The sequence below is a fragment of the Aquariibacter albus genome (assembly GCF_014145335.1).
GTDB lineage: Bacteria > Pseudomonadota > Gammaproteobacteria > Burkholderiales > Burkholderiaceae_C > Aquariibacter > Aquariibacter albus.
The window spans coordinates 91822-107845 of the sequence record NZ_JACIVI010000007.1; the positions used below are offsets into that span (position 1 = coordinate 91822).

Genomic DNA, 16024 nt, shown 5'->3' on the forward strand with positions numbered 1-16024 from the left:
TTCGACAGGCTCAGTGCGAACGGCACCCGTTCGGGCTGAGCACTGAGCTCATCGAAGGGTCGAAGCCCCACTCCGCACGATCGGATTGCCACTCATGCCCATCCTCGAATACCGCCTCGCCGAAGGCCAGTACACCGACGAGCAGGTCTCCGACCTGCTGCTCGCCTCCGCCCGTCTTTACGCCGAGGTGCTGAAGAGCCCGCTGGACCGCGTGCGCGTCGTCGCGCTGAGCTACAAGCCGCAGCACGCGGTGGTCGGCGGCCACCTCGTCAGCGAGGGCGGGCCGTCGGCACCGTGGTTCCACTTCCTCGTGCTCGAAGGGCGGCCGGTCGACGAATGCCAGGCGCTGATCGCCGGCTTCACCGACCTCGTCGTCTCGACGCTCGGCGTCGAGCGCAGCCTGGTGCGCGGCGGCTGCTGGCCGATCGCGCCGCAATACTGGGGCATCGCCGGCACGCCGGCCAGCGTGATGCGCGCGAAGGAGATCGCCGCCCGCGCTGAAGGCGCGGGTCAGCGCGGATGAACGTCTTCATCGTCCACGCGCACCCGGAGCCCAAGTCCTTCTGCAGTGCGCTGTGCTGGTCGGCCACCGAGATCCTGCGTGCCCAGGGCCACGAGGTGCTGGTCTCCGACCTGCATGCCGATGGCTTCAAGCCCGTGGCCGACGCCGCCGATTTCGGCACGCGCCAGAACCCCGACTACCTCGTCTACGCGCTGGAGCAGCGCCAGGCCTACGCGCAGGGCAGCCTGGCGCCCGACATCCAGGCCGAGATCGGCAAGCTGCTGTGGTGCGACCTGCTGATCCTGAACTTCCCGCTCTACTGGTTCGCGCCGCCGGCCCTGCTCAAGGGCTGGATCGACCGCGTGCTCATCTCCGGCCTGGCCTACGGCGGCAAGCGCTTCTACGACCAGGGCGGCCTGGCGGGCAAGCGCGCCATGCTCAGCCTGACCCTGGGCGGCCAGGCCCACCTGTTCGACGGCCCGGAGTCCGTCCACGGCCCGCTGGAGGACATGCTGCGCCCGCTGCAGCGCGGCACCCTGGCCTACACCGGCCTCGCCGTGCTGCCGCCCTTCGTCGCCTGGCACGTGCCCTACCTCAGCCCCGCCGCCCGCGAGCAACTGCTGCAGGATCACCGGCATCACCTGCTGAGCCTGGACCGCCGCTCGCCGCTGAAGCTCGCACCGCGGCTGGCGGACTTCGACGAGCGGTTGAGGCCGCGGTGAGGGGCGAATCAAGGATTCGTGAGCTTGCAGTTCGATTCGCTTCAGACCATCAAGACGAAGGCAAAGTGTGACGAGTGCTTCGCCCCGCAGGGAGCCCGCGTCCGACCAAGCCTGTCGCATCTGCGAACCAGGCACCCCACAACTTGCTGCCCTCCGGGCCTATCGTCAAACACCTTGATGTTTTACGGCGCCGAGCTGGAATGGAAGGTTGACGTCGAAGGTCCTACAAGCCACTCGCGTCCCGCAGGAACTGCTTCATCTTCGGCGAGGCCTGCGGCGAGTCCAGCAGGCCGTCGACGACGAACTGGTAGACCTTCGCATCAAGCACTGGCTTGGCGATGAACTCGCCGTCGGCCACCTTGCGCTCCAGCAGCTGAGCTTTGACTAGGCGGGCGAAGCGGTAGACCACCCAGCTGTCGTGCTTCACAAAGGGGTGTTCGCCCGCGAAGAGGGTGCAACTGCCGTCGTACAGATTGTTCTGCGGGATCGACGACACCGACACGACCTGCACCTGCCCATCGACAGGGTCGGTCAAGACGATGTGCAGGTGCTTGCGCTCGGGGTCGTGCGCCGGGCCCGACGGAATGAGCAAGGTCGCCCGGCGCGCAGCGGTCCACATCCGCGTTGACTGTCAGGCCGACAGCTGTCGAGCCAGTCGCGACTGCGCTTCGATTTCCGCCTGGGCCGCGTTGGCTTCAGCCACGCTCATTCCCAACGCCCGGAACACATCCCGGTAACGGATGGCGTGGCTGGAGCCCTGCGGATCGCGCCACTCGGGGCAGTGGCGCGGGTCGTGGGTGTAGTCCCGAATCTGCCACTTGTCCATCGAGCCGAAGGTGTCCCACACCCGCTGCAACACCGCGATGTCGGCGTCACTGAGCTCGTCCAGCGCATCCCGATCGACTCGGCGAATGACCTCAACGCAGTGGTCAGCCTTGTCGCTGATCCAGCTGTCCCAGCCTTCGGCGCTGGATTCGACATCGCCGTCGATATGGCTCAGAGTCAGGGAGAGCACCGGGCCGTGCGGCATCGCCACAAACCGGTCCCCCGTAATTGGGAAGCCGTGCTCCCGCATCGCTTCGCGGTCTGCCAGATACATGAGCTTCATGAGCTTGAGATGCGGCATGCGTCCGCCTTCCCGCTGGAGGAAGAAGGCTGCGACCTGCGCTGCTTTCTGCTCTTGAAACACCTCACACCTCTCCTGACTCGCGATATGCGAACGTCCAACCAGTATAAGTCTGTATGGATAGCCAGTTCTTGCTGCCTTGACTCAACTTGCCAGAAGAGTAGACCTTCAGAGCTGCGCCGTGTCACTTTTGTAGTGCGCAGCCGAGCTTTCAACAGCGGCCCGATGCTCCCGGATCACCCCCAGGAAGGCCTTCAGCAGCGGCGAGTTGTCGCTGGCGCGGTAGAGGCAGCTCAGGTCCACGGTGGCTTGGGGCGCGTCGGCCAGGGGGCGGTAGAGCACCCGCGGCAGCTTGAGCGTGGTGATGGAGTCCGGCACCAGGGAGATGCCGTAGCCGCCCGCCACCAGGGCGATGCCGGTGACGGCGTCGCCCACCTCCTGCGCGATGGTCGGCAGGAAGCCCTGCTGCTTGCACAGCTCCATCACGCGGTCGATGAAGTTGGGCCGGCCGAGGTTGGGAAAGAGCACCATGGGCTGTCCGGCCAGGCTGCGCAGCGGCACGGCGGCGTGGCGGGCCAGGGGGTGGTCCTCGTGCATGGCCACGCGCAGCGGTTCCATGGTGACCAGCTCGCGGCCGATGTCGGGCAGCGGCGGGGTCATGCGGTTGAAGCCGACGGTGATGCGGCGCTGGCGCAGGGCTTCGATCTGCTCGGTCTTGCTCATCGTGTGCAGCACGATGTTCACGCCGGGCAGGCGGGCGCGGAAGGCGTCGAGCAACTCCGGGATCAGGCCATAGATGCCGGAGCCGAAGATGCCGACGTCGAGCCGGCCGAGCTTGCCTTCGCCAGCGCGCTGCACGCGATCCACCGCAGCCTCGACCAGCATGCGGATGTTGCTGGCCTCGGCCTGGAAGATCTCGCCGGCCTGGGTCAGCACCATGCCCTTGGGCGTGCGCTGGAAGAGTTCGACGCCGAGCTCTTCCTCCAGCGCCTTGATCTGCCGGGTCAGCGGGGGCTGCGAGATGTGCAGCCGGGCCGCGGCGCGGCCGATGTTCCCCTCCTCGGCCACGGCCAGGAAGTACTTCAGGTGTCGCAGGTCCATGGTTCGGGCATCCACTCCCGCGCGGCGGGCGCGCGCGGCGCGAGTATGCGCGGCCCGGCCGGCCGGGGCCCGATCAGGTGACGATGGTCAGGAAGCTCTCGTGCAGCTTGCCGTGCGGGAAGTCCAGGCCATGGCCGAAGCCGTCCTGGGTCCAGGTGATGGGCTGCACGTCGGGGTAGGGCTCGTAGCCGCCGCAGAAGGTCTCGAAGCGGTTGCCCGAGGGGTCCCAGGCGTAGATGGTCTCGCCGCGGGTGGTGCCGTGGCGGGTCGGGCCGATGTCGATCGGCACCTTGTTCATGCCCATGATGTCGCCGGCGCGCAGCACGCGCTCCCAGGTCGGCATGCGCCAGCTCAGGTGGTGCAGCTTGCCGGGCTCGGGGTACTCGACGAAGGCGATGTCGTGCGTCTTGTGCGAGCAGGACAGGAAGATGGCGATCTCGGGCTCGCCGGCTTCGACCGGGCCGACGATGCGCTCCACCAGGTAGAAGCCCAGCACCTGCGTGAAGAAGGCCTTGTTGGCGGCGATGTTCGGGCCGTAGAGCAGGCAGTGGTCGAGCCGGGTCGGCGCGATGCCGTGGTCGGCCGCCGGGCCCCAGGGGGGAGGGTTGACCTGGCCCAGGCCGTTGCCGACGTGGGTCTTGTCGGCGTAGAGCTCGAAGACATGGCCGGTCGGCAGTGTGAAGCGCACGCGCTCGCCGGTCTCCAGCAGCTCGCCGGCCGGCACGCGCTCGGTGGCCAGGCCCCAGGCCTGCACATCGCGTTCCAGCTGGTCGAGCGTGGCCGCGTTGAGCACCTTGAAGCCGATGAGATCGATGCCGGCGCGGTCGGCCTCGCGCAGCACCAGGCAGTGGTGGTCGCGCTCGTCCCAGCACTTGAAGTAGACGCGGCCCTGCGCGTCCTCGCCGGTCTCCACCAAGCCCAGTACATCGCGGTAGAAGCGTCGGCTCTCGGCCAGATCCAGCACGCGCATCTGCGCGTGGCCCGGGCGCAGCACGCCGGTCATTGCCATGGTGTCTTGTCTCCTCGAAGGGAAGCTTGGGTGCTGCCGCCACGGCGCACCCCTGTTGTGATGGCAGTTTAGGAAGCGGCGCCGCATCGATCCAATACCGATTCCGGCCCCCTGCGATACCTTGGCGGTATCCGCATGCGGCTGGACTCAGTCGGCGGCCGGCTCGCTGCGCTTCTTGAGGCGGTACTCGACCTGGCCCCGGCGCATCTGCAGCATGCGGGCCGCGGCCGAGACATTGCCCCCACTGCGCTCCAGCGCCCGATCGAAGAGCAGGCCTTCGATTTCGTCGAAGGACAGGGCCTGGTCCAGCAGGGCATCGGCCAGATGGCCGATGCCGGAAGGGGCAGAGGCCGCCTCGCTGCCTGCCGGTCGCACCAGGCCGCCATGACGTCCGACGCTCATCGAGCGGAGACTCAGGGTCTCGCCGCCCGAGAAGAGGTGCTGCACATCGATCGCACCGTCCTCCTCGGCCAGGATGACGGCGCGCTCGATCATGTTCTCCAGCTCCCGCACATTGCCCGGCCAGCCGTAGTCCCACAGGGCGTCATAGGCTCGCGGCGTGAGCCCGCTGACCTTCTTCTGGCAGCGCGCCATGCTTCGCTCGAGGAAGAGGGCGACGAGCAGCGGAATGTCCTCGCGCCGCTCGCGCAGCGGCGGGATGACGATGGGAAAGACGTTGAGCCGGTAGAACAGGTCCTCGCGGAAGCGGCCTGCCTCCACCTCCGCCCGCAGGTCGCGGTTCGACGCAGCGACCACCCGCACGTCCACCCGGCGCACCCGGATGTCACCGACGCGCTCGATCTCGCGTTCCTGCAGCGCCCGCAGCAGCTTGCCCTGGGCCGGTAGCGGCAGGCTGTTGATCTCATCGAGAAAGACGGTCCCGCCATGGGCGCGCTCGAAGCGGCCGGGCCGGGCATGGTCGGCGCCGGTGTAGGCGCCTTTCTCCACGCCGAAGAGCTCGGCCTCCACCAGGTCCGGCGGGATGGCCGCACAGTTGATGACGACCATCGCCGCTTCGCGGCGCCGGCTGATCGAGTGCAGGGCACGCGCGAAGCGCTCCTTGCCCACGCCGCTCTCGCCACGGAACAGCACGGTCGAATCGGTCACCGCCACCCGCCGCACGAGGTTGGCCACGGCATTGAAGCTGGCCGATGCGCCGACGAAGTCGCCGAACTCGGGATGCAGGGCCGCGCTCGCGGGCCGTGGCGTGCGCGGGGCGTGCGCGCGGCGGGGCTCCCGTGCGGCGCCATGGGGTGGCGCGTCGACGAAGTCCTCGATCTGCAGAAAGGCGATCTCGTGGGCGGCCAGGTCCTCCCAGCTCGCCACCGGCCGGCCGACCACGCGGCACTGCGCATGGCCCATGGCCACGCATTCCAGCTCGCGCCAGAGCACCGGCATGCCGAGCGTGGCCGTGCAGTAGCCGCTGGCATAGCCGGTCATCATCCAGCAGGCCGGCTCGCCGCAGACGCCGCAGTGCTTGAGGTGGGCCTCGGCCTCCCAGGACGCGTTCCAGTGGTAGTTGCCCCAGAAGTCCTTGTGCTCGCCGTCGAACAGCATCTCGTCGATCGGCTGGTTGCGGACGAAGCCCTCGATCTCGCGCAGCCGCGGGCCCAGCGCCAGCAGGGCTTCACGGTCAAGCCGACCGACCTGGCGCAGGTGCTGGCCGTCCTCGAAGCCCTGCTGGTAGCCCAGGCGCTGGAAGAGCTCGCGGGCCTTGGCCATGCCGAGCTGCTGGATCAGCTCGCGCCGCAGCTCGGCGAAGGACGAGGCATGCATCAGCAGCATGCGTTGGTCGAACAGCACGATGTGGCCGGCATCCGGCGAGAAGCGCAGATGCTCGGTCAGCAGGCGGTCGCCGTCGGCTTGCGGTACGGCCGTGCCGACAGGGCGAAGTGGCATGGAGGGTCCTTCGGGGGCGTGGGCCTGGCTTGCCGCAAATCCGGCAAGCAGGCTGGCATGAGTTCTTGAAATCATGAATTCTTCGTCGCCTCGAAGCGACCCAGGGTTTACGCGAGATACTAAAAAAGTCGTTATGCATCATTGACTTATGTGCTGACGACGGGGTGGCACTCGCTTTGCAATGACGGGCCCAGGCAGCGCAAGACGTGCCAGGGCTACGGGCCCTAGACATTCGTCCACAGAGCGAGGAGACACGATGAGCAAACGACCGACCGTCCTGCGGGGCGGCCAGGCAGGCCTGCCTGCGCCCCGACGTCACCCCTGGGGGTGGACCCTGCTGCTGCTCGGCCCGCTGGGCCTGGGCGCCCCCCTGCACGCCGCCGAGATCGACACCGGCGTGCCCGAGCTGAAGCTGCGCTGGGACAACAGCTTCAAGCTCAGCAATGCCTTCCGGGTGAAGGACCGCAGCGACCGTCTGGTGGCCGACGTCAACCTCGACGATGGCGACCGCAACTTCGACAAGGGCTTGATCTCGAACCGCTTCGACCTGCTCAGCGAGGTCGATGTCGGCTGGCGCAACCTCGGCCTGCGCGTCAGCGGCGCGGCCTGGTACGACACCGTCTACAACCGTCGCAACGATCACGACAACCCGGCCAGCTCCAACAACCTCAGCGTGGCCAGCAACCGCTTTTCCGAGGACACGCGGCGCCTTCACGGCCGCAAGGCCGAGTTCCTCGATGCCTTCGTCTTCGGCCGCACCGAGCTGGGCGACATGCCGCTGACGGTGCGCCTGGGCCGCCACACCGTGGTCTACGGCGAGAGCCTGTTCTTCGGCAGCAACGGCATCGCCGCGGCCCAGGGGCCGGTCGACCTGGTCAAGCTGCTGACCGTGCCGAGCTCGCAGTTCAAGGAGATCCTTCGTCCGGTCGAGCAGATCTCCAGCGTGCTGCAGGTCAGCAAGCAGTTCACCCTCGGGGCCTACTACCAGTTCAAGTTCCGCGAGACCCTGATCCCTGGAGCCGGCAGCTACCTGAGCGGCTTCGACTTCGTGGGCGAAGGGGCCGAGCGCTTCATCGTGGGCGGGCCCCTCGTGCCGGGTGGCGGCGCAGCCGCCTTCCACCGCGGCCCCGACGTGAACGCCCGCGACAGCGGCCAGGGCGGTGTGCAGCTGCGCTGGTCGCCGACCGGCAGCGAGTGGGAATTCGGCCTCTACGCCGCCCGGTACCACGACAAGGGGGCGGCGCTCTACCTGACGCCCGATGCCGTACCGGACGGGGTCAGCGGCCGCGTCGGCAGCATCCAGCAGGTCTACCACGAGGGCATCCGAACCTACGGGGCGAGTGCCACCACCTCGATCGGTCAGCTGAACCTGGCCTTCGAGGCCTCGCTGCGCGACAACGTGGCCCTGGTCAGCGACCCGCAGGTCGTGCTGCCCGGCGTGTCGGCCAACAACGGCAGCCGGCCGCTCTACGCCGTCGGGAAGACGGCGCATGCGCAGATGTCCGGCATCTATGTGCTGAGCCAGACCGCCTTGTGGGATGCCGGCGTCTTCCTGGGCGAGGTGGCCTGGAACCGCCGCCTGTCGATCGACAGGAACCCCGCCGCGCTGGACCCCAACACCACACGCGATGCCGCGGCCCTGCGCTTCATCTTCGAGCCGTCCTACTTCCAGGTGCTCGACGGGCTGGACGTGTCGGTGCCGATCGGCGTGGGCTACAACTTCTACGGCCGTTCCTCGTCCATCTTCAACTTCAACGGCGGCAGCTCCAAGGGCGGCGACTTCTCCATCGGCCTCAAGGGCCTGTACCAGAGCGTCTGGCAGTTCGGCCTGACCTACACCGGCTTCTTCGGCGCGTCCGACGGCTTCCTCACGCCGGCCAATTCACCGACGCCGGTGCTGTCCTACAAGCAGTTCTACAAGGACCGCAACTTCCTGGCCTTCTCGCTGCAGCGCACGCTGTGATGGAGCAAAGCATGACGATCCCCACCCCCCGCCAGTCTCTCTCTTCGCGAGCGCCGCATGCGCTGGCCCTGGCCGCCTGCCTCGGGCTGATCCTGCCGGCCGTGGCCGCAGTCTCAGCCGATGAGGCTGCCCAACTCAAGTCCACGCTCACGCCGCTGGGCGCCGAACGTGCCGGCAGCAAGGACGGCCGCATTCCCGCCTGGACCGGCGGCTACACCAAGGTTGCACCCGGCTGGAAGAACGGCCAGCCGCGGCCCGACCCCTTCGCGGGCGAGAAGCCGCTGGTCTCCGTCTCGGCCAAGAACCTGGCCGAGCACGAGGGCCACCTCAGCGAGGGGGTGAAGGCGCTGATGAAGAAGCACCCCGATTTCCGCATCGACGTCTATCCGACCCACCGCACCGCCGCGGCGCCGGACTGGGTCTACGAGAACACCTTCAAGAACGCGACCTCGGCGCGGCTGGTCGACAAGGGCTATGGCGTGACCGATGCCTTCGGCGGCATCCCCTTCCCCATTCCCAAGAGCGGCATGGAGGTGATGCTGAACGCGCGCCTGGCCTGGGAAGGGCCGGCGCAGAAGTACCCGCTCAACACCTGGGTCGTCACCGGTGATGGCAAGCGCACGCTGTCGTCCGGCGGTCAGCAGACCTGGCTGTGGTCCTACTACCAGAAGGATCAGCGCGACAAGTACCTGGCCAAGCCCAGTCACTACAAGATGGGCGCCTTCACCAAGTCCTCGCCGGCCGCGGTGGCGGGCGAGGTCATCCTGCTGCACGAGACCGTCCACGAGGAGGCCGTGCCGCGCAGCGTCTGGCAGTACCTCGTCGGTCAGCGCCGCGTGCGCAAAGCGCCGTCGATCGCCTACGACACGCCCGATACCGTGACCTCCGGCACCGGCCTGTTCGACGAGGCTTTCGGCACCCTCGGCCCGCTGGACCGGCACGAGTTCAAGATCGTCGGCAAGCAGGAGATGTACGTGCCCTACAACTCCAACCGCACCGCGCTGGCGAAGGTGGAGGACTTGGTCACCCCCCGCTTCCTGAACCCCGACCATGTGCGCTGGGAGCTGCGCCGCGTCTGGGTGGTGGAGGCCACCCTGGCGCCGGGCAAGCGCCATGTGATGGCCAAGCGCCGCTACTACATCGAGGAAGACGCCTGGAAGCTGGTGCTGGCCGACCACTGGGACGCCCAGGGTCAGCTCTATCACCTGCAGTACGCGCTGCCCTATCTGGTGCCCGAGGTGCCGGCCGTGGTGACTACCGTGCAGTGGGGCGTGATCAACCTGCTGACCGGTCAGTACTACTACAACTGCAGCTTCAACGAGCTGCCCCAGCACTACCCGGTGCCCCAGCTGCCGCAGGACCTGAACGAGGGCATGTTGAGCCCCGAGGCCATCGCCACCGGCGCCCGCTGAGCGCCGCCGCCGGAGGGGCCGCCGCCGATCCGGCGGGCCCCTCCCCCCGCCGGTCCGGCCGGCGGGGGGCGCTTCTTCCCGATCCCGATCCGCGACGTCCCGCCCTTCCGGTCGGGGCCGCGGCCGCCGCATGGCCTGCCGTCCCTCCTTCGCCGCCCATGAGCCCGATGTCTTCTTCCTCTGCCGAACGCCGGCGCCGTGCGCTGATGCTGGCCTTGCTGCCTGCCCTGCCCGCCGTGGCCCCTGCCGCTCCGGCCCCCGGAACCTACCCAGTGCTGCGCGAGCCGGCTCCGCCCGCGGCCCGCGCGGCCTCGGCCGCCCTGCTCGCCCTGGCCTGGGCCGGGCCAAGGCTGGTCGCCGTCGGCGAGCGCGGCCTGATCCTCACCTCCGAGGACCAGGGCCGCCGCTGGGTTCAGGCTCGTAGCCCGGTGCGCAGCACGTTGACCGCGGTGCAGTTCGTGGATGCGCAGCTGGGCTGGGCGGTCGGCCACCTGGGCGTGATCCTGCACAGCCGCGATGGCGGCCTGAGCTGGGTCAGACAGCTCGACGGCCTGCAGCTCCCCGAGCTCTACGCCCAGGCCGCGCAGGGCGATGAGGCTGCGACCCTGGCCCGCCAACTCGCAGCCGACGGCCCCGACAAGCCCTGGCTTGCGCTGAGCTTCCAGGATGCGCGCCGCGGTCTCGTCGTCGGTGCCTACAACCTGGCCCTGGCCACCGAGGACGGGGGCGCCCACTGGCAGCCGATCAGTGCGCGCCTGCCGAACCCGCGCAGCCTGCATCTCTACGGCGTTGCGCGGCAGGGCGAGACCGTGCTGCTGGCCGGCGAGCAGGGCCTGCTGATGCGATCGAACGATGGCGGCAGTCACTTCGAGCCGCTCGCCTCCCCCTACCGCGGCAGCTGGTTCGGCGTGCAGGCCCTGCAGCGCGGCGAGCTGCTGCTGCACGGCCTGCGCGGCAGCGTGCAGCTCTCACGCGACCAGGGCAGCAGCTGGCAGCCGCTCGACACCGGCCTGGGCGTGTCGATCACCGCAGTGGTCGAACGGGCCGACGGCAGCCTGCTGATCGCGAGCCAGGCCGGCGAGCTGCTGCAGCGTGCCCCCGGAGCCGCCAGCCTGCAGCGCTGGCCGGCCCCGCCGCTGCCGCCGCTGGCCGCCCTGGCGGCCCTGCCCGAGGGCGGGGCCGTGGTCGCCGGCCTGCGCGGCGTGATGCGCGTCGAGCCGCCCCTGCGCTGAGCGTTCCGAACCCCTTTCCCGAGTCCGTCCTGCCATGCATGCCGACCTTGCCCCCGATCCCCACCCCGTCCTGCGGCGGGTGGAGGACTTCGATCCCCGCTCCGGTCCGCTGCTCGAACGCGCGGTCTTCAACCACCGCCCGCTGGTCCTGCTGATCTGCCTGCTGCTGACCCTGTTGCTCGGTGCGCAGGCCTTGAAGCTGCAGCTGCACGCCAGCTTCGAGAAGATGGTGCCGACCCAGCACCCCTACATCGTCAACTACCTCGCGCAGCGCAGCCAGCTCAGCGGCCTGGGCCAGGCCGTGCGCATCGCGGTGGAAAACCGCCAGGGCGACATCCACGACGCCGACTACCTCGCAGCCTTGGCCAAGATCAACGACGAGGTCTTCCTGCTGCCCGGCGTCGACCGGGCCTACATGAAATCGCTGTGGACGCCGGCCGTGCGCTGGACTGCCGTGACCGAGGAAGGCCTGGAGGGCGGCACCGTCATTCCCGAGGACTACGACGGTTCGCCCGAGGCCCTGGCCCGGGTGCGCGCCAACATCGAGCGTTCGGGCCTGATCGGCCAGCTGGTCGCGCATGACCTGCGCTCCAGCATCATCGAGGTGCCGCTGCTGGCCCGCATCGAGGCCACCGGTCAGCCGGTCGACGCGGCCGTCTTCGGCGCCCAGCTCGAAGCCCTGCGCGCCAAGTACCAGACCGAGTCGCTGCGGCTGCACATCACCGGCTTTCCGAAGATCGTCGGCGACCTGATCGAGGGTCTGGGCGAGGTGCTGGGCTTCTTCGCCGTGGCGCTGCTGATCGCCGCAGCCATGGTCTACGCCGCCACCCGCGACGCGCGCAGCACCGCGCTGGTGGTGGCCAGCTCGCTGGTCGCCGTGGTCTGGCAACTCGGCCTGCTGCCGACCCTGGGCTTCAGCCTGGACCCGTACTCGATCCTGGTGCCCTTCCTCGTCTTCGCCATCGGCATGAGCCATGGCGCCCAGAAGATGAACGGGATCATGCAGGACATCGGCCGCGGCACGCACAAGCAGGTGGCGGCGCGCTACACCTTCCGCCGCCTCTTCCTGGCCGGCCTGACCGCGCTGCTGGCCGATGCGGTGGGCTTCGCCGTGCTGCTCATCATCGACATCCCGGTGATCCAGGAGCTGGCCCTGGCTGCCAGCCTGGGCGTGGGCGTGCTGATCTTCACCAACCTGATTCTGCTGCCGGTGCTGCTGTCCTACACCGGCGTCAGCGCCGCGGCGGCCGAGCGCAGCCTGCGCGCCGAGCGTGCCGCCGGTGCCGCGCAGCGCTCCGTCTGGGGCCTGCTCGGCCGCTTCACCGAACGGCGCTGGGCCCTTGCGGCGCTGGCCGTGGCGGGCGGGCTGGCCGTGCTCGGGATTCACGGCAGCCTGCAGCTGAAGATCGGCGACCTGGACCCCGGCGCCCCCGAACTGCGCGCCGACTCGCGCTACAACCGCGACAGCGCCTTCATGGTGTCGCACTACGCGGCCAGCGCCGACCTCTTCGTCGTGATGGTGCAGGCCGAGGGCAAGGGCTGCGTGAACTACGACGTGGTCTCGCGCGTCGATGCCCTGGCCTGGACGCTGCAGCAGCTGCCTGGCGTCGAATCGACCAGCTCGGCCCCGGCCCTGGCCAAGCTGTCCTCGGTCGGTTTCAACGAGGGCAATCTGAAGTGGTACGAGCTGCTGCCGAATGCCGGCGCGCTCGGCACCCTGCTCACCTACGCGCCGCGCGAGCTGCTGCCGGAAAGCTGCGAGCTGCTGCCGCTCTACGTGCATCTGCAGGACCACAAGGCCGAGACGCTGTCGCGCGTGGTCGCCACCGTCGAGGCCTTCAAGGCCGAGCACGAGACGCCGCAGGCCCGCTTCCTGCTGGCCGCCGGCAGCGCCGGCATCGAGGCCGCGACCAACATCGTCGTGCAGCGTGCCTGGCTGCAGATGCTGGGCCTGGTCTATGCGGCCGTGGTGCTGCTGTGCTTCATCACCTTCCGCTCCTGGCGGGCGGTGGTGGTTGCGGTGCTGCCGCTGATGCTGACCTCGGTGCTGGCCGAGGCGCTGATGGTCGCGCTGGGCATGGGTGTGAAGGTGGCGACGCTGCCGGTGATCGCGCTCGGCGTGGGCATCGGCGTGGACTACGCGCTCTACATCCTGGCCGTCACCCTGGCCCGGCTGCGGGCCGGCGAGGACCTGGCGGCTGCCTACCAGCATGCCCTGCGCTTCACCGGCAAGGTGGTGCTGCTGACGGGCTGCACCCTGGCCCTGGGCGTGGCCACCTGGGCCTTCTCGGCAATCAAGTTCCAGGCCGACATGGGCGTGCTGCTCGCCTTCATGTTCGTCTGGAACATGCTCGGCGCGCTGGTGCTGGTGCCGGCCCTCGCACACTTCCTGCTGAGACCGTCTGTCCACCGGACCGGGCAGGCTGCGCCCGTCGCCCGCGTGCTGCAGGAGGCCCGCGCATGAGCCTGCAGCATCCCGTGCCGCCGCGGCCGGCGGCTCCCGAGCCCCAGGGCTGGATCGCCGTGCGCGTCGCGCATCGCGAGTCCCTGGGCGCCGACATCGTCGGACTGCAACTGGTCGCCGAGGGCGACGTCCCCTTGCCGCCGGCCGAGGCCGGCGCACACATCGAGCTGGCCCTGCCCAACGGGCTGCGGCGCTGCTACTCGCTGTGCAACCCGCCGGGGCCGGTGACGGCCTATGCGCTGGGCGTGCTGCGGGACGCGGCCTCGCGCGGCGGCTCGCGCTGCGTGCATGCGGAGTTGCTGCCCGGCACCGGCCTCTGGATCCGGCCGCCGCGCAACCTCTTCCCGCTGCCGGCGCAGGGCCCCGTGTGCCTTCTGGCTGGCGGCATCGGCATCACGCCGCTGCTCGCCATGGCCGAGCAGCTGCACGCCGAGGGCCGCGACTTCCGCCTGCACTACGCCTGCCGGAGCCGCGCGCGTGCGGCTTTCCTGCCGCAGCTGGCGGCTGCGCCCTGGGCGGCCCGCGTGCAGCTGCACTTCGACGACGGCCCTCCTGCTCAGCGTCTGAGCCTGGATGCGGTGCTCGGTCCCTTCGACGGCGCCCGCCACCTGATGGTCTGCGGCCCCGCCGGATTGATCGACGCGGCCCTGGCGCGGGCTGCGGCCCTGGGCTGGCCCGAGGCCCATCGCCATGCCGAGCGCTTTGCCGCGGCCCCCGCCGCTGCGGAAAGGGCTGCGGAGGGCGGCTTCGAGGTGGTGCTGGCGCGCAGTGGCCGCGTTGTGCCGGTGCCCGCCGGACGCAGCGTCGCGGCCTGCCTGATCGCCGCCGGCGTGCCGCTGCCGCTGTCCTGCGAGCAGGGCATCTGCGGCACCTGCGCCGTGCGCGTGCTCGACGGCGAACCCGATCACCGCGACCTCGTTTTCACCGCGGCCGAGCAGGCCGCCAACACCCACTTCACGCCCTGCTGCTCGCGCGCCAAGTCCGCGCGGCTGGTGCTTGATCTCTGAGTCTGTCCCTGCTGTCCTCCCGCCGGAGTCCGCCATGACCGTCCATGCCCTGAAGCCGCACACCCCCTTTCTGATGAACGCCTGGTACGTGGCCGCGCTGTCCAGCGAGGTCGGCCCCGAAGCCCTGTTCCATCGCACCCTGCTCGACACGCCGGTGCTGATCTATCGCAAGGCCGACGGCACGCCGGTTGCGCTGCACGACCGCTGCCCGCACCGTTTCGCGCCGCTGCATCTGGGCAGGCGCATCGGCGACGAGGTGGCCTGCCTGTATCACGCGCTGCGCTTCGACTGCAGCGGCCAATGCACGCACAACCCGCACGGCAACGGTCAGATTCCGGCGGCCGCCCAGGTGCGCAGCTTTCCGCTGCTGGAGCGCCACGGCTTCCTGTGGATCTGGATGGGCGAGCCGGCTGCGGCGCGGCCCGAGGCGCTGCCCGATTTCAGCCCGCTCGATGCAGGTCCCGAGACCGGCGTGGCCCACACCTACATGCACATGAAGGCGAACTACGAGCTGATCGTGGACAACGTGATGGACCTCAGCCACATCGATCATGTGCACGGCGAGATCATCAACACGCGTGGTCAGCTTTCGCCGCTGCGGCCGGCGCTGCGCGAGGGCGCGGCCGAGGCTTTGTCAGCCCGCTGGGAGTGGACGCAGACCCCGGCCATGCTGATCTTCGCGAACTTCCTGCCGCAGCCGCGCGAAGCGGCACGCCACTTCTTCGACATCACCTGGACGCCACCGGCCAACATCCAGCTCAGCGTCGGGGCCGTGCAGGACCCCGACCTTGCGCTGGACCTGCAGCACTGCATCGGTCAGTACGACCTGCACACCTGCACGCCGGAACGTGCGCACACCACGCACTACTTCTTCGCCACGCGGCGCAACCACGTCGAGCACGACGCCGGCTACAACGCCGCCAAGATCGCGGCCATGCACACGGCCTTCGAGGCCGAGGACGGCCCCATCATCGAAGCCGTCGATGCCGAGATGGGCACGCCGGACTTCTTCAGCCTCAACCCCGTGCTGATGAGCAATGACGTGGCCCCGGTGCGGGTGCGGCGCAGCCTGAAGCGCCTGATCGATCTGGAGCGTGCGGCCCGCTGAGCCGCTGCCCCCGTCCCTCTCCCTGTCCACCTGCCTGGAGCCCCGCATGAGCTATCTGAAGAACGCCTGGGTCGTGGCCGCGCTGTCGAGCGAGGTCGGCCCCGAAGCCCTGTTCCATCGCACCCTGCTCGACACGCCGGTGCTGATCTATCGCAAGGCCGACGGCACGCCGGTTGCGCTGCACGACCGCTGCCCGCACCGTTTTGCGCCGCTGCATCTGGGCAGGCGCATCGGTGACGAGGTGGCCTGCCTGTATCACGCGCTGCGCTTCGACTGCAGCGGCCAATGCACGCACAACCCGCACGGCAACGGTCAGATTCCGGCGGCCGCCCAGGTGCGCAGCTTTCCGCTGCTGGAGCGCCACGGCTTCCTGTGGATCTGGATGGGCGAGCCGGCTGCGGCGCGGCCCGAGGCGCTGCCCGATTTCAGCCCGCTCGATGCAGGTCCCGAGACCGGCGTGGCCCACACCTACATGCATC

The 16024-nt window shown here is 69.4% G+C and carries 14 protein-coding genes; 9 read left to right on the forward strand and 5 right to left on the reverse strand.

The window, feature by feature from the left end:
* The first annotated feature begins 94 nt into the window (after nucleotides 1–94).
* Complete coding sequence (locus H4F90_RS14705) at nucleotides 95–523, forward strand: tautomerase family protein (RefSeq protein ID WP_182665933.1); 429 nt, start codon at nucleotides 95–97, stop codon at nucleotides 521–523.
* Nucleotides 520–1224 (forward strand): NAD(P)H-dependent oxidoreductase, encoded by a 705-nt coding sequence (locus H4F90_RS14710; RefSeq protein WP_182665935.1) that lies wholly within the window; start codon nucleotides 520–522, stop codon nucleotides 1222–1224. The genes H4F90_RS14705 and H4F90_RS14710 overlap by 4 nt, the downstream gene beginning before the upstream one ends.
* A 223-nt stretch (nucleotides 1225–1447) precedes the next feature.
* On the opposite strand, the gene H4F90_RS14715 is transcribed toward H4F90_RS14710, so the two are convergent.
* From H4F90_RS14715 to H4F90_RS14735, 5 genes are all read right to left on the reverse strand, one after another.
* Nucleotides 1448–1816: a hypothetical protein gene (locus H4F90_RS14715; RefSeq protein WP_182665937.1), complete on the reverse strand. Its 369-nt coding sequence runs from the start codon at nucleotides 1814–1816 to the stop codon at nucleotides 1448–1450.
* Between the two features lie 39 nt (nucleotides 1817–1855).
* Nucleotides 1856–2413: a Panacea domain-containing protein gene (locus H4F90_RS14720; RefSeq protein WP_182665939.1), complete on the reverse strand. Its 558-nt coding sequence runs from the start codon at nucleotides 2411–2413 to the stop codon at nucleotides 1856–1858.
* 105 nt (nucleotides 2414–2518) lie between these two features.
* Complete coding sequence (locus tag H4F90_RS14725) at nucleotides 2519–3451, reverse strand: LysR substrate-binding domain-containing protein (RefSeq protein WP_182665941.1); 933 nt, start codon at nucleotides 3449–3451, stop codon at nucleotides 2519–2521.
* 73 nt (nucleotides 3452–3524) lie between these two features.
* Nucleotides 3525–4460, reverse strand: coding sequence for a catechol 2,3-dioxygenase (locus tag H4F90_RS14730; protein ID WP_182665943.1), 936 nt, complete (start codon nucleotides 4458–4460; stop codon nucleotides 3525–3527).
* A gap of 147 nt (nucleotides 4461–4607) precedes the next feature.
* Complete coding sequence (locus H4F90_RS14735) at nucleotides 4608–6359, reverse strand: sigma-54-dependent Fis family transcriptional regulator (RefSeq protein ID WP_182665945.1); 1752 nt, start codon at nucleotides 6357–6359, stop codon at nucleotides 4608–4610.
* 256 nt (nucleotides 6360–6615) lie between these two features.
* Here H4F90_RS14735 and H4F90_RS14740 point away from each other — a divergent pair, with 256 nt between their 5' ends.
* The 7 genes from H4F90_RS14740 to H4F90_RS14770 all read left to right on the forward strand — a co-directional run.
* Nucleotides 6616–8322, forward strand: coding sequence for a DUF1302 domain-containing protein (locus H4F90_RS14740; protein WP_182665947.1), 1707 nt, complete (start codon nucleotides 6616–6618; stop codon nucleotides 8320–8322).
* A gap of 11 nt (nucleotides 8323–8333) precedes the next feature.
* Complete coding sequence (locus tag H4F90_RS14745) at nucleotides 8334–9734, forward strand: DUF1329 domain-containing protein (protein ID WP_182665949.1); 1401 nt, start codon at nucleotides 8334–8336, stop codon at nucleotides 9732–9734.
* A gap of 167 nt (nucleotides 9735–9901) precedes the next feature.
* Entirely contained in the window at nucleotides 9902–10966 is a 1065-nt protein-coding gene (locus tag H4F90_RS14750; RefSeq protein WP_182665951.1) for a WD40/YVTN/BNR-like repeat-containing protein, read from the forward strand.
* Nucleotides 10967–11000: 34 nt separating this feature from the next.
* Entirely contained in the window at nucleotides 11001–13430 is a 2430-nt protein-coding gene (locus H4F90_RS14755; protein WP_182665954.1) for an efflux RND transporter permease subunit, read from the forward strand.
* Entirely contained in the window at nucleotides 13427–14437 is a 1011-nt protein-coding gene (locus H4F90_RS14760) for a PDR/VanB family oxidoreductase (protein WP_182665956.1), read from the forward strand. The genes H4F90_RS14755 and H4F90_RS14760 overlap by 4 nt, the downstream gene beginning before the upstream one ends.
* 34 nt (nucleotides 14438–14471) lie before the next feature.
* A complete protein-coding gene (locus H4F90_RS14765; protein WP_182665958.1) occupies nucleotides 14472–15545 on the forward strand; it encodes an aromatic ring-hydroxylating dioxygenase subunit alpha in 1074 nt (357 codons plus the stop codon).
* A 46-nt stretch (nucleotides 15546–15591) separates the two neighbouring features.
* Nucleotides 15592–16024 (forward strand): Rieske 2Fe-2S domain-containing protein (locus tag H4F90_RS14770; RefSeq protein ID WP_182665960.1); only part of this gene is annotated, 433 nt, incomplete at its 3' end.